Annotated in this window: 26 protein-coding genes; 8 read left to right on the top strand and 18 right to left on the bottom strand. The window is 71.6% G+C overall.

The genetic code is table 11. The annotated features are described in order from the left end of the window. Nucleotides 1-20 precede the first annotated feature (20 nt). The 6 genes from NAF06_RS11305 to NAF06_RS11280 form a co-directional block, all read right to left on the bottom strand. Nucleotides 21-788 (bottom strand): MBL fold metallo-hydrolase, encoded by a 768-nt coding sequence (locus NAF06_RS11305; RefSeq protein WP_008583104.1) that lies wholly within the window; start codon nt 786-788, stop codon nt 21-23. Between the two features lie 105 nt (nt 789-893). Continuing rightward, complete coding sequence (locus NAF06_RS11300; RefSeq protein WP_008583107.1) at nt 894-1,319, bottom strand: universal stress protein; 426 nt, start codon at nt 1,317-1,319, stop codon at nt 894-896. 128 nt (nt 1,320-1,447) lie between these two features. Further along, entirely contained in the window at nt 1,448-2,005 is a 558-nt protein-coding gene (locus NAF06_RS11295; protein WP_008583109.1) for a diadenylate cyclase, read from the bottom strand. Nucleotides 2,006-2,127: 122 nt separating this feature from the next. Continuing rightward, a complete protein-coding gene (cruF, locus tag NAF06_RS11290) occupies nt 2,128-3,006 on the bottom strand; it encodes a bisanhydrobacterioruberin hydratase (RefSeq protein ID WP_008583112.1) in 879 nt (292 codons plus the stop codon). Beyond that, nucleotides 3,003-3,920 carry a prenyltransferase gene (locus NAF06_RS11285; RefSeq protein ID WP_008583114.1) on the bottom strand — a complete coding sequence of 306 codons (918 nt, stop codon included), beginning with the start codon at nt 3,918-3,920 and terminating at the stop codon, nt 3,003-3,005. The genes cruF and NAF06_RS11285 overlap by 4 nt, the downstream gene beginning before the upstream one ends. Continuing rightward, a complete protein-coding gene (locus NAF06_RS11280) occupies nt 3,917-5,416 on the bottom strand; it encodes a phytoene desaturase family protein (protein ID WP_008583116.1) in 1,500 nt (499 codons plus the stop codon). The genes NAF06_RS11285 and NAF06_RS11280 overlap by 4 nt, the downstream gene beginning before the upstream one ends. 155 nt (nt 5,417-5,571) lie before the next feature. Between NAF06_RS11280 and NAF06_RS11275 the strand changes: the two genes are divergently transcribed. Beyond that, on the top strand, nt 5,572-6,321 hold the full coding sequence (locus NAF06_RS11275) for an SDR family oxidoreductase (RefSeq protein ID WP_008583117.1): 750 nt from the start codon (nt 5,572-5,574) through the stop codon (nt 6,319-6,321). A 26-nt stretch (nt 6,322-6,347) separates the two neighbouring features. Here the strand turns inward: NAF06_RS11275 and thiM are convergent, their stop codons facing one another. Both thiM and thiE read right to left on the bottom strand, forming a co-directional pair. Continuing rightward, a complete protein-coding gene (gene thiM, locus NAF06_RS11270) occupies nt 6,348-7,223 on the bottom strand; it encodes a hydroxyethylthiazole kinase (protein WP_008583119.1) in 876 nt (291 codons plus the stop codon). After that, nucleotides 7,216-7,851 (bottom strand): thiamine phosphate synthase, encoded by a 636-nt coding sequence (thiE, locus tag NAF06_RS11265; protein ID WP_008583120.1) that lies wholly within the window; start codon nt 7,849-7,851, stop codon nt 7,216-7,218. The genes thiM and thiE overlap by 8 nt, the downstream gene beginning before the upstream one ends. 141 nt (nt 7,852-7,992) lie before the next feature. Between thiE and NAF06_RS11260 the strand changes: the two genes are divergently transcribed. From NAF06_RS11260 to NAF06_RS11250, 3 genes are all read left to right on the top strand, one after another. Then, nucleotides 7,993-8,295: a hypothetical protein gene (locus NAF06_RS11260; protein ID WP_008583123.1), complete on the top strand. Its 303-nt coding sequence runs from the start codon at nt 7,993-7,995 to the stop codon at nt 8,293-8,295. Next, on the top strand, nt 8,296-8,802 hold the full coding sequence (locus NAF06_RS11255) for a hypothetical protein (RefSeq protein WP_251106159.1): 507 nt from the start codon (nt 8,296-8,298) through the stop codon (nt 8,800-8,802). A gap of 76 nt (nt 8,803-8,878) precedes the next feature. Then, nucleotides 8,879-10,330 (top strand): MATE family efflux transporter, encoded by a 1,452-nt coding sequence (locus NAF06_RS11250; protein WP_008583147.1) that lies wholly within the window; start codon nt 8,879-8,881, stop codon nt 10,328-10,330. Nucleotides 10,331-10,350: 20 nt separating this feature from the next. Here NAF06_RS11250 and NAF06_RS11245 read toward each other — a convergent pair whose 3' ends face one another. From NAF06_RS11245 to NAF06_RS11215, 7 genes are all read right to left on the bottom strand, one after another. Beyond that, on the bottom strand, nt 10,351-11,208 hold the full coding sequence (locus tag NAF06_RS11245) for a mechanosensitive ion channel family protein (protein ID WP_008583149.1): 858 nt from the start codon (nt 11,206-11,208) through the stop codon (nt 10,351-10,353). Between the two features lie 92 nt (nt 11,209-11,300). After that, nucleotides 11,301-12,464, bottom strand: coding sequence for a 7,8-didemethyl-8-hydroxy-5-deazariboflavin synthase subunit CofG (gene cofG / locus NAF06_RS11240; protein ID WP_008583151.1), 1,164 nt, complete (start codon nt 12,462-12,464; stop codon nt 11,301-11,303). Nucleotides 12,465-12,618: 154 nt separating this feature from the next. Continuing rightward, complete coding sequence (cofC, locus tag NAF06_RS11235; protein WP_008583153.1) at nt 12,619-13,266, bottom strand: 2-phospho-L-lactate guanylyltransferase; 648 nt, start codon at nt 13,264-13,266, stop codon at nt 12,619-12,621. A gap of 18 nt (nt 13,267-13,284) precedes the next feature. After that, complete coding sequence (locus tag NAF06_RS11230) at nt 13,285-14,463, bottom strand: tubulin/FtsZ family protein (protein ID WP_172863972.1); 1,179 nt, start codon at nt 14,461-14,463, stop codon at nt 13,285-13,287. Nucleotides 14,464-14,577: 114 nt separating this feature from the next. Further along, nucleotides 14,578-15,474, bottom strand: coding sequence for a complex I NDUFA9 subunit family protein (locus NAF06_RS11225; RefSeq protein WP_008583157.1), 897 nt, complete (start codon nt 15,472-15,474; stop codon nt 14,578-14,580). A gap of 108 nt (nt 15,475-15,582) precedes the next feature. After that, nucleotides 15,583-16,452 carry a universal stress protein gene (locus NAF06_RS11220; RefSeq protein ID WP_008583159.1) on the bottom strand — a complete coding sequence of 290 codons (870 nt, stop codon included), beginning with the start codon at nt 16,450-16,452 and terminating at the stop codon, nt 15,583-15,585. Between the two features lie 43 nt (nt 16,453-16,495). Further along, entirely contained in the window at nt 16,496-17,869 is a 1,374-nt protein-coding gene (locus NAF06_RS11215; protein ID WP_008583161.1) for a hemolysin family protein, read from the bottom strand. Nucleotides 17,870-18,035: 166 nt separating this feature from the next. Between NAF06_RS11215 and tmk the strand changes: the two genes are divergently transcribed. Then, nucleotides 18,036-18,629, top strand: coding sequence for a dTMP kinase (gene tmk / locus NAF06_RS11210; RefSeq protein ID WP_008583163.1), 594 nt, complete (start codon nt 18,036-18,038; stop codon nt 18,627-18,629). Nucleotides 18,630-18,645: 16 nt separating this feature from the next. Here the strand turns inward: tmk and NAF06_RS11205 are convergent, their stop codons facing one another. Both NAF06_RS11205 and NAF06_RS11200 read right to left on the bottom strand, forming a co-directional pair. Beyond that, a complete protein-coding gene (locus tag NAF06_RS11205) occupies nt 18,646-18,969 on the bottom strand; it encodes a DUF7991 family protein (protein ID WP_008583165.1) in 324 nt (107 codons plus the stop codon). A 77-nt stretch (nt 18,970-19,046) separates the two neighbouring features. Continuing rightward, the gene (locus NAF06_RS11200) at nt 19,047-19,622 is read right to left on the bottom strand and encodes a DUF5813 family protein (protein WP_008583167.1); all 576 of its coding nucleotides are present in this window, start codon (nt 19,620-19,622) and stop codon (nt 19,047-19,049) included. Nucleotides 19,623-19,775: 153 nt separating this feature from the next. Here NAF06_RS11200 and NAF06_RS11195 point away from each other — a divergent pair, with 153 nt between their 5' ends. From NAF06_RS11195 to pyrF, 3 genes are all read left to right on the top strand, one after another. Next, nucleotides 19,776-21,092, top strand: a complete 1,317-nt coding sequence (locus NAF06_RS11195) for a carboxylate--amine ligase (RefSeq protein ID WP_008583170.1) — start codon at nt 19,776-19,778, stop codon at nt 21,090-21,092. A gap of 194 nt (nt 21,093-21,286) precedes the next feature. Continuing rightward, nucleotides 21,287-22,174 carry an ABC transporter substrate-binding protein gene (locus NAF06_RS11190; RefSeq protein WP_192813803.1) on the top strand — a complete coding sequence of 296 codons (888 nt, stop codon included), beginning with the start codon at nt 21,287-21,289 and terminating at the stop codon, nt 22,172-22,174. 73 nt (nt 22,175-22,247) lie between these two features. Continuing rightward, entirely contained in the window at nt 22,248-23,078 is an 831-nt protein-coding gene (pyrF, locus tag NAF06_RS11185) for an orotidine-5'-phosphate decarboxylase (protein ID WP_008583174.1), read from the top strand. 17 nt (nt 23,079-23,095) lie between these two features. Here the strand turns inward: pyrF and NAF06_RS11180 are convergent, their stop codons facing one another. Further along, on the bottom strand, nt 23,096-23,236 hold the full coding sequence (locus NAF06_RS11180; RefSeq protein WP_008583176.1) for a hypothetical protein: 141 nt from the start codon (nt 23,234-23,236) through the stop codon (nt 23,096-23,098). Nucleotides 23,237-23,267 lie beyond the last annotated feature (31 nt).

Here is a 23,267-nt window from a genome sequence, read left to right as displayed (position 1 = left end):
GCGTCGACCCCCGAGGCCGCTCACAGCGACACGCGGAGCCCGTCGGTCGCGGTCCGCACCTCGCCGTCGAAGCCCGCCTCGCGGACTTGGTCTTCCATCTCGCGCTCGCGGCCGCCGGTGTGGGGGTAGAGGTGCGAGAGCAGGAGCGTCCCCACGTCCGCCCCCGCGAGCGCCTCGCCGAGGCTCGTCGGCCGCGGGTGGTTCGACACGTCGACGTCGTCCGGGAACGAGCAGTCGTGGACCAGGCAGTCGGCCCCGTCCGCGAACCGCGCCATCCCCGCGAACGCCTCGGTGTCGCCCGAGAGGACGAGCGGACCGTCCCCGGCCGGCGCGTCGGAGCTCGGCGGCGAGAACCGGTACGCGAACCCGTCCATCGAGTGACGCGTCTCGCGGGCGGCCACGTCGAACCCGCCGGCGGCGAACGGGCGCGACGCCGACACCTCCCGGACCGCCAGGTCGATCCGACCGTCGAGGTAGTCGTGGACGTCGAGCAGGCCGTCGACGAGCGCCTTCGTGCCCGCGGGCCCGACCACTTCGAGGTGCTCCTCGCCGGCTAGCCAGCGGGCCTTCAGGAGGGGTAACAGGGCGGCGACGTGGTCGAGGTGGTGGTGGGTCAGCAGGACCGTCGAGACGCCCTCGTAGCCGGTGTCCGTCCCGGCGAGCCGCTGGAGGACGCCGCTGCCGCAGTCGACGAGCAACGACCGGTCGCCGTCGTCGAGGAGGTACCCGGCCTGCGCGCGGTCGGGGACCGGCATCGCGCTGCCGGACCCGAGCACGGTGAGTTCCATGCCGGGGCGTCGCGTCCGCACCCACCTAATTGCCCCGGACCGGCCGACTGCGGACCCCGCCAGTCGGGGGGACTGGGCCGGCGGTGGAGTCCGTCCGCTCGACGGCTACTTGATCAGGAACACCGGAACCGACGCGTCGTCGGCGACGCGGTCGGAGACGCTGCCGAGCGACCGGATCCGCTCGCGCGGCGACTTCCCCTCCGGGCTCATCACGATCACGTCGATACCGTTCTCCTCGGCGTACGCGACGATCTCGGTGTCGGGCGTCCCGTGCGCGACGTGGGTCTCGGCGTCGAGGCCGGCCTCGGCGGCCGCCTCCGCGACCGCGCTTACGGCGTCTTCACCCTGCGATTCGAGGTCGGCGACGACCTCGTCGTGGAGGTCGCCGGAGTTGGCGGCCGCGATCCGCTGGTCGACGACGTACAGCGCGTGGACCGTCGCGTCGTGGTTGGTCGCCAGCCGGATCGCGTGGTCGAGCGCGCGGTCGACCGCCTCGCTCCCGTCCGTCGGCACCAGAATGTCGTCGTACATGGGTCGTCGTTCGCCCGGCCGCGGCTTAACGGTGGGGCCTCGGTACCGGACGCCGGGAGCGCCGCGACCGCGGAGTCGACGCCGGAAGCGGGGAGCCTGCGCGACGCGGCGCGGCGACGCCGTGAGTCCTACGCGACCCGCCAGCGGCCGCCGATCGCCTCGCGCTGCGCGCTGTCCGCCTCGCCGTCGCGGAAGACGCTGACGCGGCCGGTCTCCTCGCTCAGCGTCACCGTCGCGACGACCTCCGGCCGGACGGAGGTCTCGATCGCGCTCATGTGGCGCGACCCCATCCACGGCTCGTAGCTCACGTCGTCGACGAGGTCGGTCTCCGCGTCGCGGGTGCCCAGATCGCGGAACCGGACCATCTGCGATTCGATCTCGCCGTCGACCGCGACGACGACGCCGCCGTCCTGTTCGACGCTCACCGACTCCGCGGCGGCCGCGAACGCGTCCTCGTCGAAGACGGAGGCGCAGTCGTCGCGCGGCCAGCGGTTGTCTCCCATCGGGTCCGCGTACGCGCCGTAGTCGCTGTCGCCGATGACGGCGAAGTACAGCCCCGGCCCCTTCACGTGCGGCTCCTCGTACCCGTCGAAGGAGACGCTGATCCCCTCGGCGCAGTAGGTCAGCCGGTCGACGACCTCGCACACGCGCTCGTGGTCGCCGTACCGGATTGCGAGCCCGCTCATCGCCGTCGGTCCTCTCGGTTCCCCCGTCGCGTGCGGTTGCCGCCGTCAGTCACGACCGGAAGGACGTGGCCCCGGTATATAAGCGCAGCCGAGTGGCGCGGCCGCGCCCGCCCCGGCGGCCGCTACCGCCGCCACTGCGTGAACAGCCGCGTGTCGAACCGGTCGGCGCGGACCAGTCCGACGCCGAAGGCGGCCGCGACCGCCGCGGGCAGGAGGTTCCCGAACCAGAGGTTGATTCCCCCCCAGAGGATCACGAAGCTCACCATGTCGTCGAGCATGAACTCGCAGTCGCGGAGGCGCTCGCGAATTCCGGCCGCCGCGAACGCCCGATCGAGCGTGACGACCGCGACGACCGCGGACAGCACCCACCCGGCGTAGTTCGAGAGCGGGACGCCGTAGAACGCGCCGCCGCCGAAGTCCCAGAAGCCGAGCGACACCGCGCCCGGGTCCAAGACGACGTCCATCGCGACCACCACCGGGATCACCGTCGCCAGCCGGACCCACACGCTGTCGGCGCGCGGCCCGAGCAGCAGCAGACACAGCAGGTAGGCGTTCAAGACGAGCGGGATGAAGAAGACCGGCAGGGCGACGGGCACGCCCGCGAGCATCGGGCCGAGGTCGACCGTGTACGCGAACTCGCCGTACGGCCAGCCGGTGGCGACGCCGACGCCCTCGATGAGGTAAGTGTACGCGACCAGCACGCCGATCCAGCCGAGCGCGCGGCGGTCGACGGTCGGCAGCACGCCCACGACGAGCGGCGAGCGCATCACGATCACGCCGAACAGCACGAACCACGGGTGGAAGGCGTACGGCTCCGGCACCACTCCCTCTGCGCTGGCGACGAGCGCGATCGCGCCGACGAGCGGGAACACGACCGCGATGGTGAAGCGGTTCTCGCGGACGACCCGGTCGAGCAGGGCCTCCGCCTCGCGGCGCGTGTCGGGCAGCCGGTCCCGGAGCGCGTCGAGCCCCGACCCGGTCGTCGCGGTCGAGTCGGTCACGGCAGCGCCTCCCAGAGCGGGTACACCCGCCAGAGGCCGCCCATCGACAGCAGCGTGCCGACGACGGTGTTCAGCGCCGGGAACCACCAGTACGCCCGGTCGACCGAGACGGACGAGCGCGCGACCCACGCGACGAAGATCGGGTAAACGCCGAGCAGCGCGCCGAGCCGCGGATCGACGAGCCAGAACGCCCCGGCCGCGGCGGTCCACGCCGCGAAGCAGTAGGCGTACGTGCGGCCCTCGCCGAGCAGCGTCGCGGTCGTGTCGATCCCCGCCGCTCGGTCCGGCTCGATGTCGGGGATCGCAGAGAACGTGTGCATCCCCATCGTCCAGAGCCACGCGCCGGCGAGCGCCGCGAGCGGCGGGTGCGCGCCCGCGACCGTCGCGTACGCCGCCGCGCCGGGGAGCGCGTACAGCCCGTTCGACAGCGAGTCGAGGAACGGCGTCGTCTTGAAGCGCGCCGGCGGCGCGCTGTACCCGACCGCCAGGACGAGGAAGCCGAGCAGGTACGGCCACGCGACGCGTGGCGTGATCGCGAGCGTCGCCAGCCCCAGCGCGCCGGCGGCGACGACCGCGGCGACGACGAGCCCGCTCCCCTGCCAGCGGGCCTCGCGGCCCTCCTTCTTCGGGTTCAGTTCGTCGATGTCGGCGTCGAACACGTCGTTGACGCCGTAGAGGAACACGTTCGCGGGGAGGAGGAAGTACGCCGCGAGCGAGACCGTGACGGGCGTGAACAGTTCGCTCACGTCGGCGATCCCGTAGGTGACCCCGACCGCGACCGGTCCGGCGAGGTACAGCCAGAAGCGCGGCCGCGACAACACCAGCAGGTAGCGGAGCCCCTCGCCGCCGCCCCCGGCGGACTCCGCGCGGTCGTCCGTGGTGGATCGGTGTTGGTCGCTCACGGCCTCGGTCACGCGTCGTCGGCCATCGCTTCCGCGGTCAGCTGCCCGCTGATGAGACACATCGGGACGCCGATCCCCGGCGTCGTCGTCGACCCCGTGAAGTGGAGCCCGTCGACCGCGTCGGAGGTGTGCGGCGGGCGCAACAGCGAGGTCTGGGTGAGCGTGTGCGCCAGCCCGAGCGCGCTGCCCGCGTAGCTGTTGTACCGGTCCGCGAAGTCGTCGACCGAGAACGTCTCCTCGACGACGACGCGGCCGCGGAGGTCGGTGTCGGTGTTCTCCGCGATGTCGTCGATCACGAGGTCGCGGTAGCGGTTACGGATCTCCGGGGTGTCCGCGAGCCCGGGCGCGATCGGCACCAGCGCGAAGAGGTTGCTGTGGCCCTCCGGCGCGACCGTGTCGTCGGTCTTCGAGGGGACACAGAGGTAGTAGGCGGGGTCGTCGGGCCACTCGGGGTCGTCGAAGATCTGCGCGAAGTGCCCGTCCCAGTCGGTCGGGAGGACGAGCGTGTGGTGTTCGAGGTTCGGCACGTCGCCCTCGACGCCGAGGTACAGCAGGAACGCGGATGGCGCGTACGTCCGCGACTCCCAGTACTCCTCCGTGTACTGCCGCTTCCGCTCCGGCAGCAGCTCCTGTTCGGTGTGCGCGTAGTCGGCGTCGGAGACGACCCGGTCGGCGAGGTACCGGTCGCCGTTCACGGTGTCGACCGCGAACGCGCCGTAGCGGCCCTCGATGCCGGTCACCTCGGCGTCGGTGACGAACTCGACGCCGAGGTCCTCGGCGAGTTCGACGATGCCGTCGACGACCGCGCCGATCCCGCCCTCGGGGTAGTAGACGCCCATGTTGTAGTCGACGTGGCTCATCAGGTTGTACAGCGCCGGCGTGTTCGTCGGCGACCCCCCGAGGAACACGAGCGTGTACTGCATCAGCTGCTGGAGCTTCGGGTGGTCGAAGTAGTCCTCGACGTGGCCCTGCATCTTGCCGAGCAGCGAGAGCCCCCACGAGTAGCGCAACACGTCGGTGTCGACGTAGTCGCGCAGCCGGGGGCGGTCCTCGTACACGAAGTGCTCCATCCCGATCTCGTAGGTGCGCTGGGACTCCTCGAGGTACGCGTCGAACGCCTCGCCCGCACCCGGCTCGTACGACTCGAAGATCTCCCTGTTCTCCTCGCGGTCCGGCAGCACGTCCACCTGATCGCCGTCTTTCCAGAACACGCGGTAGTGCGGGTCGAGCCGCTCTAACTCGTAGAACTCGTCGGGCGTCCGGCCGAAGTGGCCGAAGAACCGCTCGAAGACGTCCGGCATCAGGTACCACGACGGCCCCATGTCGAACCGGAACCCGTCGACTTCGAGCCGGCTGGCGCGGCCGCCGAGCTGCTCGTTCTTCTCCAACACGGTGACGTCCGCGCCGGCGTCCGCGAGGTAACAGGCCGTCGAGAGACCGCCGAAGCCGCCGCCGATAACGACGATCGACTCGCCGGCAACGCCGTCGATGTCCGGGACCACGTCCATACGTGATCCTACGGACGGCGACGGTATAAATCCGGCCAGACGCTGTGCGGGAACGTCCCTGACACGTTCGGGACGACCCGACGGTTCGAGGCGCTCCAGAGCGCTCCGACCCGAGTGGATACCACTAAGTCGCCGACGCGCGTACCCCGTATCACATGGATCTGACGGTCGCGATCACCGGGGCAACGAGCGGGATCGGGCGGGCCGTCGCCGAGGCGTTCGTCGACGAAGGGGCGTTCGTCGCCGTCTCCGGACGCGACGGCGGGGCCGTCGATCGGACCGTCGCGGCGCTGAACGGCGACGGAGGCGACGAGGAGGGCGGCGAGACGCCGAACGAGGGGGGAGACGGCGACGCCGAGCGCGGGACCGCCTGGGGCGACCGCGTCGACGTGCGCGACGAGTTCGACCTCGAACGCTTCTTCGAGCGGGTCGCCCGCGAGGCCGGCCCGGTCGACGTGGTGTTCGCGAACGCCGGCGTGTTCCACGGCGCACCGGGCGAGCGCCCGACGACGGAGGTGACGTACGCCGACTACGACGACACGATGCGGACGAACGCGCGCGGCGTGTTCGCCACGATATCGGAGGCGGTCCCCCACCTCGCCGACGACGCGCGCGTCCTCGTCCCGTCGGGCGCGGTCGCGGCCGAGTCGAAACCGGGCATGGGCGCGTACGCCGTCTCGAAGGCGGCCGCGGAGGCCGTCGCGCGCGGCTTCGCCGCCGACCTCTCGGCGACGGTCGGGGTCGTCGACCCGGGCCTCGTCGCGACCGACCTCACCGGCAAGGAGCGCGCCCGCGACCCAGAGAGCGTCGCGCCGCTGTTCGTCTGGGCCGCCACGGAGGCCCCGGCCGAGGACCTGAACGGCGGCCGGATCGGCCTGCGGGAGTGGAAGACGGCGACGCGGTAGGTCGCCGCCTCGCGCGGCCAGCGCGTCTATTTCTCGGAGCGGACCTTCGACGCGCGGTCGGCGACGTCCGTCTCCGGCGGGTCGGCCGCCGTCGCCGCCACCGCGTCCATGAACGCGGTCCGGTAGCTCGCCGGTCCGTCCGGGTCCTTCTTGGCCGCGCGCTCGCCCGCCAGCCCGTACGCCGCCGTGCCGACGAGCGCCGCCTCCGCCGTCGACGCGACCGGCGCGTCCGCCCCCCGGGTCAGCGCGGTCACCGTCCCGAGCGTGCTGGCGAGCATACAGCCCGAGCCGACGAACGACCCCATCCGCTCGTGGCCGACGGCGAGTTCGTACGCGCCGCCGTCGGGGTCGGCGACGACGTCCGCCGTGCCGGACGCGACGACGACGGCCCCCGTCTCGGCCGCCAGCGCCTCGGCGGCGGCCGCGACGCCCGACTCCTCGCCGACGGACTCGACGCCCCTGACCGTCGCCTCCTCGCCCGCGAGCCCGCGGATCTCGCCGGCGTTGCCCTTGATGACGTCGAACGCGACCGCGTCAAGGAGCCGACCGATCGACTCGACGCGGTGCGGCGTCGCGCCGTAGCCGACCGGGTCGAGGACGACGGGGGCGTCGGCCTCGTTCGCCCGCTGCCCGGCGTCGACCATGGCGTCGACGTCGGGCCGGCTCGCCGTGCCGGTGTTTATGACGACGGCGTCGGCTCCGGCAGCCATGTCGCCGGCCTCGGCCGGCGCGTCGGCCATCACCGGGAGCCCGCCCCAGTGGAGCGTGACGTTTGCCGTCTCGCTCGTCGTCACGGCGTTCGTGAGGTGGTGGACGAGCGGGCCGGTCTCACCGACCGCGGCCAGCGTCCGCCGGAGCAGGTCCGCGTCGAACGCGTCGAGTGGGTCGCGCTCGTCAGACATCGGCGACCGCCTCCCCGAGGGCCGCGGTCGCCTCGGTCGGGTCCTCGGCGGCCGTGATCGCCGACAGGACCGCCACGCCGGTCGCGCCCGCGTCGACCACCTTCCCCGCGTTGCTCGCGTCGATGCCGCCGATCCCGATCACCGGGATGTCGACCGCGTCGGCGATCGCGGCGATCCGCTCCGTGCCGACCCCGTTCCGCTCGTCGGGCACGTCCTTCGAGGACGTCGCGTACACGGCCCCGACCCCGAGGTAGTCCGCGCCCGCCGCCTCGGCCGCGCGCGCCTGCTCGACCGTCGACGCCGAGACGCCGACGACCGCCGACTCGCCCAGCTGCTCGCGGGCGACCGCGACCCGCAGGTCCGACTGGCCGAGGTGGACGCCGTCGGCGTCGACGGCCGCGGCGAGGTCGACCCGGTCGTTGACGATCAGCGGCACGCCCGCCTCGGCCGTCAGCTCCCGGAGGCGGGTGCCGGTCTCGTACCGTTCCCGCACGGAGGCGTCCTTGTCGCGGAGCTGGACGACGTCGATCCCCCCGTCGAGCGCGGCCGCGACGACCTCCGGGGTCGTCCGTCCCGCCGACCGGCTCGCCGCCGTGACGAGGTACGTCTGCCACTCGTTGGTATTCACGAGTGGTCGGTCTCGGTGGGCAGATAAAAGCAGTTCGCTCCGGCGTGTGGTCGGCCGGTTCGAGAGCCGGTTCCGCGCCCTACTGGACTCACAATGTACACACGGCAAGCGCTAAGTGAGTTGGCTCACATCGTACACACGATGGGCAGCGACAAGAAACGCGTTCAGTTCCGGGCACCGCATCGGCTCGTCAACCGCACCGACGCGCTCGCGGACGTACTCGGCGAGGATCGGACGGACGTCCTCATCACCGCGTTACGGGAGTACCTCCAGTCGGCGACCCACGACGACGCGCTCACGCAGGAGATCGCCGCCGCCTACTACGACGACGAAATCTCCCTCGAGCAGCTCAAGTCGCTCGTCGGTGCCGAGGAGGCGGCGAACCTCCGGGTGTTGAAACAGCAGCTGAGCGAGGACTTCGTCGACGAGGTCGCCGACGCGTAGATGTCGCGACTCGTCGCCGACACCTCGGCACTCGTGAGCCTCGGGATCGCCGCCGGCGAGGATCCGGATCCCCTCGCGGTCTGTACCGCCCGATACGAGGTTGCCGTCCCGAGCGCGGTCGTCGAGGAACTCGAAACGGTCGCCTCGTACGACGACGCCCACGGTCGCGCCGCGGCGGCCGTCCTCGATCGGCGCGAGGAGATCGCGATCCGGTCGGTCGATCTCGACGCCGAGTTTCCGCTTGACGACGGGGGGAACGCGGCCGTGACGCTCGCGAACGACCTCGACGCCGCGCTGTTCCTCTGTGACGAGTTCACCCAGCTGGGCCTGATTCACGCGTCGCTCGCGGACACGCGACTCGTCACGACGCCGACGCTGCTTTCGGTCCTCGTTCGGACCGACGCGCTCTCGACGGCCGACGCGACCGCGATCCTCGACGCGAACGGCGACGCCCGGAGTTGGGATTCGAACAGCTACGTACAGCGGGCGCGGTCGCTGCTCGAATAACTTCGCCCGGCGGCGGCGACGTCGATCCCGCCCCGGACGGACAGACACAAGCCGGCCCGACGCGTACCCCGGATCAATGCTATCTCGGCTCCGACGCGGCGTCGCCCGCGTCGCCGAGGCGGTCGCGGGCGCGCTCCACCGCGCCGGCGTCATCGACCGGTCGCGGCTCGACGAGACGATGGGGCTGGCGTGGCCCCGGATCGTCACCGGGTTCGCGATCATGTCGAAAAACACCGTGGACCTCGCGGTGATCGGCTATGCCATGGGGGTCTCAGCGGTCGCCGGGCTCGGCTACGCGTTCGCGTTCTGGCAGCTCGCGAAGTTCGTCTCCATCGGGCTCGCGGGGGGGACCGTCTCGCTCGTCTCCCAGAACTACGGCGGCGACGAGCGCGGTCGCGCGGGGCTGGTGGTCAAGCAGTCGCTGATCGTGGCCGGGCTGCTCGTCGCACCGATCGTCGCGGGGTACGTCCTCGGCGCGGAGCGGCTGATCGCCCTCGTGGGCGGCGAGGGGGCGGCGCTGTCGGCGGGGACGACCTACCTCGTCGTCACGGCCCCCGCGCTCGCCTTCGAGTTCTTCAACATGATCGCGAGCCGGACGTACGCCGGCGTCGGCGACACCCGCACGCCGATGGTCGCGCGCGCCGGCGGCGCGGTGTTGAACGTCGTCCTCACGACGTGGCTCGTCCTCGGAGCCGGGTTAGGCGTGTTCGGTGCCGGCCTCGGCACCGCGCTCTCCATCGCCGCCGTCGGGCTCGTCCTCGCGTGGGGGATGACCGGGCGGTCGTACTTTGGCCGCGGCGCGTCGCCCGTTCCCGTCGGGCGCTCCGGCCCGTGGCTCGACGTCGGCCTCTCCCGGCAGCTCCTCCGAGTGTCCGCGCCGCTGATCGCCCGCCGGGTCGCGGAGGGGGTCGTCGTCTTCCCGCTCCTGTGGATCGCCTCGTCGTTCGGGGAGGCGGTCGTCGCCGCCTTGGAGGTCGGCCGCCGGGTGCGGGCGCTGCTCGGCAGCTTCAGTTGGGGCTTCTCGATCGCCGCGAGCACGCTCGTCGGCCAGCGGCTCGGCTCCGGCGAGGAGTCGCTCGCCACGGCGTACGGCCGCGACGTGATCGCGCTGTCGGCGGTCGTCTACGTCCTCGCGTCGGCCGCGGTGATCGCCGCGGCGACCCCGATCGCCGGGGCCTTCGTCGACGACCCGGCCGCGGTGAGCGCCACCGCGGCGTTCGTCGTCGCGGCCGGGGTGTCGGCGGTCCCGCTCGGGATCGACGGCTCGATCACCGGTTCGCTCCGGGGCGCGGGCGACACGCGCTGGCCGTTCATCGCCTCGATGATCGGCCTGTACGCCGTCGCGCTCCCGGCCGCGCTGGTCGGGCTCGCGACGCCGCTCGGGGTCGGCGGCCTCTACGTGGCGCTGGTGGCCGAGAAGCTCGTTCCGGCCGGGCTGAACGGCTACCGGTTCCGGTCGAACCGCTGGCAGGCCGTCAGCCGGCAGTACAGGCCGGGCGGGAGCGACGGCGAGAAAGAGGCCGGGTGAGGGGAGTCGCGGCCGGGGATCTACTCGTCCGCGACCGATTCGAGCACCTCGACGCTGCCGGTGAGCTGCCGGTGGACGTACGGCATGTCAATGCCGGCGTCGTCGAACGCCTCCTTCACCGCGGTGACGTACTCGGAGCGCACCCGGACGAAATCGGCGCGGTCGGGGTCGTCGATCCACCAGCGCGACTGGAGGCCGACCGCGGAGTCGCCGAGCTCGACGACGCGGACGGAGACGCCGGGGTCGTCGAGTATCTCCTCGTGCGCTTCCGCCTTCTCGACGATGATGTCCGTCGCCTCGCCGATGTCGTCGTCGTAGCCGATCCCGAAGACGAACTTCTGACGGAGCGTGTCGTACGCGACCGGGTTCGTCACCGCGTTGTTCGCCAGATCGCCGTTCGGGACCGTGACGAGTTCGTTGTCGAAGGTCCGGATCCGCGAGACGCGCAGGTCGATCTCCTCGACGCGACCGCTCTTCCCGTCCCACTCGATCCAGTCGCCGACCTCGAACGGCTTGTCCTTCAGGATGAACACGCCGGCGACGAAGTTGCCGAGCAGGTCCTGCGCGGCGAAGCCGACCGCGAGCGCGAGCGCGCCGCCGAAGACGGCGAACGCAGAGAGGAACGCGCCGTAGCCGGCCACGGCGAACCCGATGGCGACCGCCGCCACCCAGACGACGGCGTTGAGCACGTTCGTCCCGAGGCTCAACACCGCCTCGTCGAACCCGCGCGATCTGACGACCCGTCGGAGCCCCGGAATGAGCACGTACTTCCCGAGCAACAGCACGGCCACGAAACCGGCGACGAATCGGATCAGCGTCCCCGCGATCGCCGCCACGTCGACCGCGTTCGTGATCGCGTCGAGTTGTAAGGGATTCATCACCCGCCCTTTCGCGAGACTATTTAAAGAAGCTACTGGCAGCGCGGTTGTTTACGGCCGGTGGGCGGCGGCCGTCCGGAGGTTCCGCGGCGTCAGTCGCTCCGGACCGCCAGCGGGCCGTCGCCGCGGGCGACCGCCCGCAGCCGCCGCCCGTGGACGTCGCCGTCGGCGATCCGCTCGCGGACCGCCGGGGGGACCCACGCCTCGCGACCGTCCGGGTCGGGCGCGGGGGCGACGCCCGCGGGCCGGCAGTCGTCGGGGAGGTATCGGGCGTAGGTGGGGAGTCGCTCGCGGAGCGGCACGCCGCCGGCGTCGGCCACGGCTTCGAGTTCGCGGAGGTCCGGCCACTCGTAGGCGGGGTTGATGTAGTCGTCCGTCACCGGCGAGACGCCGCCGAGGTCGTCGATCCCGCAGTCGACCAGCTCCGCCGCCGGCGAGAGGTTCGGCGGGACCTGAACGGAGACTTCCTCGGGCAGCGCGGCGCGCGCCATGGCGACGACGCGGCGCATCGTCTCCAAGTCCGGCTTCGGGAAGTCCGAGCGCTCGTTCGGGACGACGTTCTGGACGATCACCTCCTGAACGTGGCCGTACCGCTCGTGGAGCGCCCGGATCGCGAGCAGACTCTCGGCGCGGTCCCGCCAGTCCTCGCCGATGCCGACTAAGATTCCGGTGGTGAACGGGACGCCTTGCCGGCCCGCCGCGCGGATCGTGTTGAGCCGCTGGCCCGGCGTCTTCCGGCGGCCGCCCGAGTGCGCGTCGACGTCGGCCGTCGTCTCCAGCATGACGCCCATCGACGCGTTCACCTCGCGGAGGGCGGCGAACTGCGACTCGGTGAGATCGCCCGGGTTCGAGTGCGGGAGCAGCCCCTCCTCCAAGGCGATCTCGCAGGCGCGGTAGAGATAGTCGTGGATCGACTCGAACCCCCACTCGGCGAGCGTCTCGTGGACCGCGGTGTACCGCTCGTCGGGGTCGTCGCCGAAGGTGAAAAGCGCCTCCGTACAGCCGGCGTCGGCCCCGACGCGGCACCGCTCGCGCACCTCCTCGGGCGACAACAGCGACGCCTCGCCCGGCACGTCGTAGTAGGTACAGTACGTACAGGTGTACCGGCACGCCGTGGTCAGCGGGATGAAGACGTTGCGCGCGAACGTGAGCCGGTCGGCCGTGTCGACGTCGGCGGGAGTGACCGAGAGCAGTCGCTCGACGTCCCGCTCGTCGACAGCGACGTCGACATCGTACTCGTCGGTCCCGGCGAACACGGCCGTCACTCGCGGGCGGCGATCAAAAAGGATCGCGGTTGCGGATCCCTCGGCGTAACCGGATCCGGTGTCGCCGAGCGCGGTCTGGGGGAGCGATCGCTTTCGATCGCTTCCGGTCGCCGGCCGCTTTCGATCGCTCGACCGTGTTGGCGTCTCACTCCCGGACCGCCCCCACGCGCCCGCCGGACGTGTCGAGGACGAAGCCGGCCTCGCGGAGCCACGTCGCCGCCCGTCCCTCGCCGTGGATCAGCACCTCTGCGAGGTCGTCCGACTCGTCGACGTCGGTGCCGAGCCGGCGGGAGTCGACCGCGACGAACCCCGCGCCGACCTCGGCCGCGATGTCGCGGTGGTCGAGGTACGACGCGCCGTGGTAGTCCACCCGGAAGTCGGCGTGTGAGGAGACGAACGCGTTCGTGCCGCCGCCCCGCCCCGGAGCGACCGCCACGTCCGCGTCGCGCCCGGCCGCGAACAGGCGCTCGACCGCGTCCGGGGTCGCCAGCGCGAGGTCCGCCATCACGACGGCGACCGGCTCGACCGAGCCGTCGGCGGCTCCGGCGGTCTCGAAGTGCCCGTCGAGCGCCGCGTTCACCGCCGTCGTCAGCGGGCGGTCGTCGACGGTCACCGGGCGATCGACGTCGACCGCGTCGGTCGCGAGGACCCGCGGCTCGCCGCCGGCGGCGACGATCGACTCCAGCACGTCCGTCAGCATCGCTCGCGCGAACGCGCGTCGCTCGTCGGGCGAGAGCACGTCGGCGAGCCGCGACTTCGGCCGGTCGGTCGAAAAGGGAACGATGACCTCCATCGCGAGCGACGGCGGCGCTTAGAACAGGGACTCCAGCTCGTCGCTGTCGTCGCTGACGAGCTCGTCGAGGTTCTCGTCGCTCTCCTCGCGGATCTCGTCTAAGTTGTCCTGCGCCTCGATGGCGACCTGCTGGAGCTCCTTGATCCGCGGGACGTTCGTGACGCCCGCGAGCAGGATGACGGTCGCGACGAAGCCAGCGCCGCGGTACGGGTAGTCCCCGCCGCGGACCTCCATCGAGCCGGTCTGCTCTTCGAGCCACTTGCGGCCGCGCTCGATGCCCTTCCGGTTGAGGTACTCCGGCGGGCCGGCGAGCACGAGCAGCGCGCGCTCCGCGCCCTCGATCTCACAGGGGAGCGTGAGCCGCCCCAGCGCCGCCTTGCGCACGAGGCTGGTGATCCGGTTCGTGGTGTGTGCGCTGTCGAGTTCCTCGTCGTTGCCGTCGTCGCGGAGCCGCGAGAGCAGCCCGCCCGAGGAGCGCTCTTCGACCTCCTCCTCGGCGTAGCCGACCGTCGAGACGCCGCCCCCGGAGAGGGTGTTGATGATCTCCGAGGAGTCGACGACGCTCTCTGCGACCTCCTGGCCCTGCTGGATCTCGCCCGCGCCGAACAGGATGCCGAACCGCCGGACGATCTCCTCGTTGATCTCCTCGTAGCCGCCCTGGACGGACTCGCCCGTCTTCCGCCAGGCGTCGTTGTCGAACACCATCAGGTTGTCCACCTCGCGGACGAACGTCTGGAACGAGCGGGCCGCGTTGAGGGTGTAAATGCCGCCCTCGTCACTGCCCGGCAGGATCCCCAGCCCGTACACCGGCTCGGTGTAGATCCGCTTGAGGTGTTTCGCCAGCACCGGCGCGCCGCCGGAGCCGGTCCCGCCGCCGAGCCCGGCGACGACGAGGAACGCGTCCACCTCGTGGACCGGGATCGAGTCGATCGCGCCCTGGACCTCGTCGATGTCCTCCTCCGCGATTTCTGCGCCCAGTTCGTTGTCCGCGCCCACGCCGTGGCCCTTCACCCGGGACTGGCCGATGAGGACGCGCTGGTCCTCGGCGATGTGTTCGAGCCCCATGAGGTCCGCCTTCGCCGTGTTAACGGCCGCTGCGGCCCGAACTATCTCGGAGCCCGTCCGCTTATCGTACTCCAAGAACTTGTCGACGACTTTACCCCCCGCCTGTCCGAATCCGATCATTGCGAGTTTCATCGTGTGCTCCCTCCGCGTTTGACGTGAACAGAACGCGATCTCGTATATAAGCCTTCGGTTGCCATTACCATCGGCGATATTAGTCCAGTTGACACGTTCGGGCCGATCCCCCGGTCATCGCACCCCCAAGTGCTCGCCGAGCGTCGTCAGTTCGGCGGCGTCGACGCCGAACGCCGCGACGTCGTTGTCGGCGGTCGTGTTGTCGAACTTCAGCGAGCGGTACTGGTCCGGACCCATCGGGAACCCGGGAACCGCACCCAGCACGGAGAGCCCGATCTTCGCGAGCGGCATGGGAAGCGGGAGGATGGTGACGCCCTTCCTCTCGGCCTCGTAGACCAGATCGGTCACCTGTCGGAGCGTGAGCACCTCCGGGCCGCCGATCTCGTAGGTCTCGCCGGCGTGTTCCTCTTCGGTCACCGCCGCGGCGATCATGGGAACCAGATCCTCGACGTGGATCGGTTGGAACCGCGTCTTGCCGCCGCCCGGAAGCGGGTACAGCGGGACGCCCGGCGCGAACATCCCCTTCAGCCGCTTGGTGAACGAGACGAACTCGCCGCCCTCGCCGAAGACGACCGACGGGCGGAAGATCGCCCAGTCGAGGTCGCTCTCGCGGACGATCGCCTCCGCCTCGCCCTTCGCGCGGATGTAGGCGGTGTCGCCGTTCGGGTCCGCGCCGAGCGCGCTCAGCTGGACGAACCGCTCGACGCCGCCGTCCTCGGCCGCGCGGACGAGGTTCTCGGTCCCGCCGCGGTGGATCCGGTCGTGCATGCGGTTGCCGCCCTCCGGCTCGAACAGCGGCGAGAGCGCGACCAGATTCACGACCGCGTCGTGGCCCTCGACGGCCGATTCGATGGAGCCGTGGTCGGTCACGTCGCCGCTGACGCCCGTCACCCCTTCCGGCGTCTCCTCGGGCGAGCGGGAGAGCGCGGTCACCGCGTGGCCGTCCTCGGCGAGCGCGCGACAGAGGTACGACCCGATGAATCCGGTCCCGCCGGCTACCAGTACTTTCATGCGATCCACGTCGCGTGGCAAGCCCGTAAACCTACCGCGGTGTCTGACGCGCGGGCGACGGCCCGGGCGGATCACTACCCGTCGGCCGCAGGCGACGGCCCGGGCGGATTACTCCTCGTCCGCCTCGGTCGCCGGGACGGTCAACACCGGCACGGGGACGGTCCGGAGGGCGCGCTCGGCGACGCTCCCCAGCAGGTACCGGCTCACGCCGGTCCGGCCGTGGGTGCCCATCGCCACGAGGTCGACGCCGTGCTCCTCGACGTACGCGCGGATGCCGCGCGGGGCCGAGGGGGCGACCTCGACGGCACCGACTGCCGCGACCCCGGCGGCCTCGACCCGCTCGACGCCTTCGGCGACCTCGTCGTCGGCGTACTCGGCGAGGACGTCCGCGTCGACGTAGTCGCCGACGCCGATCCCGCCGGTGGCGACGACCGAGAGGACGTGGACGGTCGCGCCCGCGCGCTCCGCGATGGGGATCGCCCGGTCGAGCGCGGCGGTCGCCGCACCGCTGCCGTCGGTCGGCACCACCACGTCCTCGTACGGGTACGCGGTCTCGTCGTCGCCCGGGCGAAGGGTCAACACCGGCACCGAGGACTGCCTGACGACGCGCTCTGTCGTGCTGCCGACGAGGCGCTCGACGCCCTGCCGGCCGCGCGTCGACATGACGAGGAGGTCGGCGTCGGCCTCCGCGGCGTACGCGGCGACCGTCTCCGGGACGCCGCCCTGTCGGACCGCCGTCTCCGTCTCGACGCCGCGGTCGGCAGCGCGGGCGGCCGCGTCCGCGACGATCGACTCGCCCTCGCGTTCGAGCACGTCCACCACGTCGCCGCCGATCCGCGTCACGCTGTCGCGGGTCGTGTCCGCGACGTGGAGGAGGTGGACGGTCGCGCCGTGGTCGGCGGCGACGGCGAGGGCGTGATCGAGGGCCGCCGCGGCCGCGTCGCTGTCGTCGGTGGGGACACAGATTCGGTCGACCATGGGGGCCGGTCACGCCCGCGGGTAAAAAACGCTCGCGTCGCCGTCACTCGCTCGCGTCGTCTCCGGCCCCGTCGCCGTCGGCGGCGGCGTCCGCGGACCCGCCGTCGTCCTCGCGCTGCGTGACGCGCACCGTCGAGATGCGCGCGCCGTCGACCGCGGTGACCTCGAAGGCGAACGCCTCCGTCTCGGCGACGTCGCCGACCTCCGGGGAGCGACCGATCGCGTCGAGGACGAACCCGCCGAGGGTCTCGTAGCCGTCGCCGTCGAGGTCGGTGCCGAGCGCGTCGTTGACGGCCGCCAGCGGGACGGAGCCGTCGGCCTCGTGGGTCCGATCGTCGGTCCGGCGGATAGTGTGGTCGTGCTCGGGGGTGTCGAACTCGTCGCGGAGGTCGCCGACGAGCGCCTCGGCGACGTCCTCGACGGTCGCGATCCCCTCGAACGCGCCCCACTCGTCGATGACGGCCGCCATCTGTCGGCGCTCGTCGCGGAACTGAACGAGGAGGTCGCTCGCGCTCGTCGTCTCGGGGACGACGAGAATCTCCCGGGCCAGCTCGCCCGCGGTGGCGTCGTCGTCGCCCGCCTCGGTCGCGCGCAGCACGTCTTTCACGTCCACGAAGCCGACGACGCGGTCGGCGTCGTCGCGGGCGACGACCGGGTAGCGGGTGTGGCCGGCGTCGAGGATCGTCTCGCGGACCGCCGAGAGCGACGCGTCCGCGGACAGCGAGACCACGTCCGGGCGGGGGACCATCAGCTCGCGGGCCGCGGTGTCGTCGAGCTCGAAGACGCCCTCGATCATCGCGACCTCGGACTCGTCGACGTGGCCCGCCTCGCCGGCGCGGGCCAGCACGCGCCGGATCTCGCGCTCTTCGAGCGTCTCGTCGCTCTCGGAGGCCGGCGGGATGCCGATCAGGCTCGTGAAGGCGTTCGCGGTGCCGTTGAACACCGCGATCCCGGGCGCGAAGAGCAGGTACGCGAGCCGCATCGGCGGCGCGAGCAGCAGCGAGATCCGCTCGGCCTGCGCGATGGCGATGGTCTTCGGCGCGAGCTCGCCGAAGACGACGTGGAGGAACGTGATGAACGAGAACCCGACCGCGAACGCGACGAGGTGGACGAGGTTCTCGGGGAGCAGCGGCCCGAGGACCGGCTCCAGCAGCGCCGCGACCGCCGGCTCGCCGATCCACCCCAGCCCGAGCGACGCGAGCGTGATCCCGAGCTGGGTCGCCGCGAGGTAGTCGTCGAGGTTTGTCATCACCGCCTGAAGCGTCTCCGCGCCCGCCTTCCCGTCCTCGACCATCTCTTCGACCGAAGTCGAGCGGATCCGGACGAACGCGAACTCGGACGCGACGAAGAAGCCGTTGAGGACGACCAACACCAGTGCCGCCGCGACGCGCGACAGCGAGACGGCGATCGCTACCATCCGGTTCCCCCGGTCTCGCGAGCGGTCGACGGATCGAGTGCCATGGCGGGCGTTCACGGAGCCGTCACTAAAAGGAGGTGGCGTCGGGTCGGGTCGCGCCGCGGCGACGCCAATCGGACCCGCCGCGACCCGGGCCGTTTATTCCTCGGCGCGGCGGAACGCCACCATGCTGATCACGCTGGAGGGGCTCGACGGCAGCGGCAAGACGACGGTCTGGGAGGCGCTCCACGACGTGTATCCCGACGCGACGTTCACCCGCGAGCCGACGGACAGCTGGTACGGCGACGCGGTGGCGCGGTCGATGGGCGACGGCGACGCCGACCCGCTCGCGGAGCTGTTCCTGTACACCGCCGACCACGCGAACCACCTCTCCGAGACGATACGCCCGGCGCTCGCCGACGGCGATCTGGTGATCTCCGACCGCTACTCGGACTCGCGGTTCGCCTACCAGGGGGCGGCGCTCGCACGCGCCGATGTCGACATCCAGCGACCGATGGAGTACGTCCAAGGGGTCCACGCGGCGTTCTCCCGCGAGCCGGACGCGACCGTCTATCTCGACCTCGACCCGGAGACCGCGGCCGAGCGCGCCGGGCGGACGGACAAGTTCGAGCGCGACGGCTACCTCGCGGCCGTCGGCGAGAACTACGAGCGCCTGCTGGACGCCGACCCCGGGCGGTTCCACCGCGTCGACGCGACGCGGTCGCCGGAGGACGTCATCGCGCGGGTGGAGTCGATCGTCGCGGACCTGCTCGACCGCTGATTCGGAAACGACCGCGTCAGCGCGTGTCAGGCAGGTCGTACTCCTCGGGCGACGGGACGTAGAGGTAGTCGATCGCCACGCCCAACGCGAGCGGGAGGCCGATGAGCAGCGCCAAGAGGATCGTCGAGCTCCCGACGTCGATCCCGGTCCCGACGCCGAGCGCGCCCGTGAACACCAGCGTCGAGACGAGCAACAGCAGGGGGGTCAACACGAGCGTGTACACGGCCGACCCCCACCTGGTCGACAGCTGGAGCCGGAAGAATCGGGTGGCGACCCCGGCGAGGAACGTGTGGAACGCGACCAGCGCGAGGAGGCTGCCGAACCCGAACAGCGCGAGCATGGGCGTCGTACGGGCCGCCGACACTTCCCCCTATCGACCGCAGCGGGCCACACCGATCCGACCCGGGACTCGCGGCCTCAGACCGCGCCGTCGTTCCCGTGTCGTCGCGCGGCCGCGAGCAGCTCCGAGACCGGCCCCGTGTACTCGTAACCGGGGATCACGCCCTGGACGTACGTCCCCTCCACGAAGTCGATCAGCGCGCCCGCGTCGTCGACGCCGCGCCGCTCGTTGATATCCGTGAGCGCGTAGGTGACCGCGATCTCGTCGCCGCCGGTCTCGACGGCGGGGTCGAACTCGCGCTCGCGGCGGGTGACGCCGCCGACGTCGACGACGCGGCGCTCGAACGTGTCGGCCCAGCCGTCCTCGACCACGTCGGCGACCTCGTCGGCGGTAACGGCCGAGAGGGTCGGCACCCGGACCGTGACCGTGAACCGAATCTGCCCCTCGCCGGCCGGCGCGGCGCGGACGCGGCCGTCGAAGGCGGTGGTGGTCGAGACCCAGCCGTCGCCGTCGCGCTCGAAGGAGCCGTGGTCCGCGAACGCCCGGCGGACGCGGTCGGGGAGCTCCTCGGTCGGGCCGGCGTCGCTGCCGGTGGCGTCGCCGTCGGGGCTCGCGGGGTCGGCGCGGTCGGCGTCGTCGTCGAGGTCCGTCATACCGATCCGGAGGCGACGCGGCCTGAAAAGCCGCTCGCGTCGCCCCCGCGGTCCGCGGTCGGGACGCGTGGGACGACGCTGGCGACCTCACCGATACGGGCACGCTCGGCCGGTACGTCGGACCCTTTTGTGCGTCGACCGTCGAGGAGGGATATGGCAGACCGGTTTCGCTCGACGGAGGGACTGATCGACGCGCTCGCGGACGCCGAGTTCGACCGCCCGCCCGCGCTCGTCAGCAACGCGCACATCACCGGCCTCGGCGTCGCTCGGGCGCTCGACGCCCACGACGTGCCCGTGATCGCGCTCGACCGCGCCGGCGGGAGCGCCGGCGGCGACTCGGACGGCGAGGCCGGAGCCGTCACCCACGACGGGCTCGCGCCGCCGTCGGACGCCGTCGACTACGCCGGGGCGGTGACGTACCCGCTCGACGACCTCGACGGGTTCCGTGAGGACGTGGAGGCGATCGTCGACGCCGCGGGCACCGAGGCGGTCGCGTTCGGCTGTATGGACGAGTGGGCGCTGTCGTACGCCGAGGCCGACCCCGAGGGCGTGCGGCTCCCCTTCGCCGGCAGCGACACGCTCGACGACGTGTTGAACAAGTCGGAGCTGTACGCGACCTGCGAGGCGCTGGGCGTCCCGTACCCCGAGACCTACCGGCTGGCGGAGACCGACGCGGTCGGCACGCGCGAGGCGGACGCGACAGTCGAGGAGGCCGCGGAGGCGCTCGGCTTCCCGCTGGTGGTGAAACCCGAGCTCAAGCGCGACTTCGAGGAGGCGTTCGGCACCAACGTGATCGAGGTCGCGGACCGCGAGGAGTTCGCGGACGTCGTCGCGGCCGCCAGCGACGCGGGAATCGCCGTGATGGCCCAGAAGCGCGTCGACATCGCGACAGGGAAGGATCACTCGCTGGCCTCCTACGTCCCGCCCTCGGGGGCCGACGACGCGCTCGCGGTGGTCGGCAACGCCGCGGTCCGATTCCCTCTGAACTTCGGCACCTCCTGTCTCGTCGAGACGGCCGACGAGCCGGCGATCGAGGAGCGCGCGCTCGCCGTCCTCGACGACGCGAGCTACCACGGGATCAGCGAGGCGGAGTTCGTCTACGACGGGGCCCGCGAGGAGTTCCTGCTGCTCGACGTCAACACGCGGCCGTGGAAGTGGATCTCCATGCCCGTCGCCGCGGGCGCGAACCTCCCGATGGCGGCGTACGCCGCGGTCACCGACGCGACCTACGAGTCGGACGGCGTCGAGCCGACGCGGTGGGTGTACCTCCGCGATTACCTCTCGCTTTTAGCCGGCGACGACGCGTTCTGGGATCAGCTGTCGGCCGCCGACTGGCGGCGGCTGGTGTCGGGCGACTTCGAGCGTGAGGGCGACCTGACGACCGGCGTCTACCGCCCCTCCGACCCGGAACCGGCGGCGAAGCTGTTCGAGACGGAGTTCGTCGACCGCGAGTACTACTGCTCCTGTTGAGGGAGTCGACCGTCCGAACGCATACCGACGAGCAGACCGTTGGGTGAGGCCCTCGTTCGGGCCCGCGAGCGACCCGGAAGCCGAGGCGTCGAACACAACGGAGGGCGACCAGTTACCCGATCCCGTCGCCGAAGCCGACGAACCCGAATATGGTTTCACAGAAATATTAGGTAACTGTAACCGGTAACTCCGACGTGGACCGTCGTAGCTATCTCCAAGCGGTCGGTGCCGGTGGCGTCGTGTCGCTCGCGGGGTGTGGCGGTGCCGCCCCGACCGACGAGGAACCGACCGCCTCCGTCCGGTCGCTGACGCTTGCGGCGACGACGACGATCAACGACAGCGGGCTACTCAACGAACTGACGCCGGGGTTCACTCGGGCGTTCGGGCCGCAGGTGAACACGGTCGTGCGCGGGACCGGCGGGGCCTTGCGCACGGCGCGGAACGGCGACTGCGACGTAGTCCTCGTTCACGCCCGTTCCTTGGAGGACGCGTTCCTTCGAGCGGGCGACGGGACGAACCGCCGGACGGTGATGGTCAACGACTTTCTGGTGGTCGGGCCGCCGGACGATCCGGCGGGAGTTGCTGGTTTACCCCCGGACACCGCCTTCCGGGATATCGCGAGCGCCGAGGCGGCGTTCCTGTCGCGCGGCGACCGTTCCGGCACGCACATCCGAGAGCGACAGCTCTGGAGCGAGGCCGGCGTCGATCCGACCGGCGACTGGTATGGGGAGACGGGACAGGGAATGGGAAACACGCTCAGCTTGGCCGCGGAGACCGGTTCGTATACGCTGACCGACCGGGGGACGTTTCTCAACGTCGCCGGAGGCGACTTAGCGGCGCACGTCGACCGGGGCATCGAGGACCCCGGACCGCTCCTCCGAAACGAGTACGCGGTCATCCCCGTCAATCCGGGCCGCCACGACGTGGCGTATCCGTCGGCGATGGCCTTCGCCGGCCACCTGACCGGCCCCGCTCAAGACGCGATCGAGGAGTTCCGGATCGACGGAGAAGCGGTGTTCCGACCCGTGGCCCGGTCGGAATCCCCCGAGTTCGAACAGTACGTTCCGAGCGACTGGCGGTGACGGGCCGTTCGCGGACGCTGTCGCGTCGCCCCCGGAGCAAAACCGTTAGTGTACCGGCCGACGCAGGGCGCGTATGGACTTCTTCGAGACGCTCGCGGCCCGGATCGACGCGACCGACAGCGTCGTCTCGGTCGGGCTCGACCCCGACCCGACCCGGCTCCCCGACCACGTGGCCGACGCCGACCTCCCGCGGTGGGCGTTCAACCGCCGGATCATCGACGCGACCCACGAGCACGCCGCCTGCTACAAGCCGAACGCCGCCTTCTACGAGGACCCCGACGGCTGGCGCGCGCTCCGCGAGACCGCCGCCTACGCCGAGGGGAAGGGCGTCCCCGTCCTCTTAGACGCCAAGCGCGGCGACATCGGGAACACGGCGCGACAGTACGCCGAGGTCCTCGACTGGGTCGACGGGATCACGGTGAACCCGTACCTCGGGCGCGACTCGCTACAGCCGTTCCTCGACCGCGCGGACAAGGGCGTGTTCGCGCTCTGTCGCACGTCGAACCCGGGCGGGGCGGACCTCCAGGACCTCGAACTCGCCTCCGGCGAACCCCTCTACGAGCGCGTCGCGGCGCTCGCGGACGTGTGGAACGCCAACGACAACGTCGGGCTCGTCGTCGGCGCGACCGCGCCGGAGGAGCTGGAGACGGTCCGCGAGATCGTCCCCGAGATCCCCTTCCTCGTCCCCGGCGTCGGCGCGCAGGGGGGCGACGCCGAGGCCGCAGTCGAACACGGCCTGGCCTCGCGGTCGGACCTCCCGGTCGACGTCGGCCTCGTCAACTCCTCACGGGGGATCATCTTCGCCGGCGAGGAGTCGAGCCGCCCCGAAGACGAGGCGACGTACTTCGGCGCTGCGGGCGACGCGGCCAAGCGGCTCAAAAAGCGGCTGAACCGACACCGGTAGCGCCGGCCGCCGCTCCCCTATCCGCGCCCGGCGGCGCAGCCGGCGCAGGCGCGGGCCGTCTCGTCCCAGTGGTCGTCGCAGACGGCGCGGCCGCAGCGGTCGCAGCTGTCCGTCGCGGCCGCCGCCTCGCAGACCTGACAGAGTCCGGTGAGGCTCACGCCGGCCGTTGGGTCGCACCCCTTATGACGA

Source organism: Halorubrum hochsteinianum, from assembly GCF_023702125.1.
Taxonomy (GTDB): Archaea; Halobacteriota; Halobacteria; order Halobacteriales; family Haloferacaceae; genus Halorubrum; species Halorubrum hochsteinianum.
This window is presented reverse-complemented; position numbering and strand designations above follow the sequence as displayed.

Coding starts and splice junctions, on each gene's coding strand:
- NAF06_RS11275 (WP_008583117.1), top strand. CDS start 5,572: ATGGATCTGACGGTCGCGATCACCGGGGCAACGAGCGGGATCGGGCGG.
- NAF06_RS11305 (WP_008583104.1), bottom strand. CDS start 788: ATGGAACTCACCGTGCTCGGGTCCGGCAGCGCGATGCCGGTCCCCGAC.
- NAF06_RS11230 (WP_172863972.1), bottom strand. CDS start 14,463: ATGAAACTCGCAATGATCGGATTCGGACAGGCGGGGGGTAAAGTCGTC.
- NAF06_RS11245 (WP_008583149.1), bottom strand. CDS start 11,208: ATGAATCCCTTACAACTCGACGCGATCACGAACGCGGTCGACGTGGCG.
- NAF06_RS11250 (WP_008583147.1), top strand. CDS start 8,879: ATGCTATCTCGGCTCCGACGCGGCGTCGCCCGCGTCGCCGAGGCGGTC.
- NAF06_RS11200 (WP_008583167.1), bottom strand. CDS start 19,622: ATGACGGACCTCGACGACGACGCCGACCGCGCCGACCCCGCGAGCCCC.
- NAF06_RS11280 (WP_008583116.1), bottom strand. CDS start 5,416: ATGGACGTGGTCCCGGACATCGACGGCGTTGCCGGCGAGTCGATCGTC.
- NAF06_RS11300 (WP_008583107.1), bottom strand. CDS start 1,319: ATGTACGACGACATTCTGGTGCCGACGGACGGGAGCGAGGCGGTCGAC.
- tmk (WP_008583163.1), top strand. CDS start 18,036: ATGCTGATCACGCTGGAGGGGCTCGACGGCAGCGGCAAGACGACGGTC.
- NAF06_RS11195 (WP_008583170.1), top strand. CDS start 19,776: ATGGCAGACCGGTTTCGCTCGACGGAGGGACTGATCGACGCGCTCGCG.
- NAF06_RS11295 (WP_008583109.1), bottom strand. CDS start 2,005: ATGAGCGGGCTCGCAATCCGGTACGGCGACCACGAGCGCGTGTGCGAG.
- NAF06_RS11260 (WP_008583123.1), top strand. CDS start 7,993: ATGGGCAGCGACAAGAAACGCGTTCAGTTCCGGGCACCGCATCGGCTC.
- thiM (WP_008583119.1), bottom strand. CDS start 7,223: ATGTCTGACGAGCGCGACCCACTCGACGCGTTCGACGCGGACCTGCTC.
- NAF06_RS11255 (WP_251106159.1), top strand. CDS start 8,296: ATGTCGCGACTCGTCGCCGACACCTCGGCACTCGTGAGCCTCGGGATC.
- NAF06_RS11225 (WP_008583157.1), bottom strand. CDS start 15,474: ATGAAAGTACTGGTAGCCGGCGGGACCGGATTCATCGGGTCGTACCTC.
- NAF06_RS11215 (WP_008583161.1), bottom strand. CDS start 17,869: ATGGTAGCGATCGCCGTCTCGCTGTCGCGCGTCGCGGCGGCACTGGTG.
- NAF06_RS11220 (WP_008583159.1), bottom strand. CDS start 16,452: ATGGTCGACCGAATCTGTGTCCCCACCGACGACAGCGACGCGGCCGCG.
- NAF06_RS11205 (WP_008583165.1), bottom strand. CDS start 18,969: ATGCTCGCGCTGTTCGGGTTCGGCAGCCTCCTCGCGCTGGTCGCGTTC.
- cofC (WP_008583153.1), bottom strand. CDS start 13,266: ATGGAGGTCATCGTTCCCTTTTCGACCGACCGGCCGAAGTCGCGGCTC.
- pyrF (WP_008583174.1), top strand. CDS start 22,248: ATGGACTTCTTCGAGACGCTCGCGGCCCGGATCGACGCGACCGACAGC.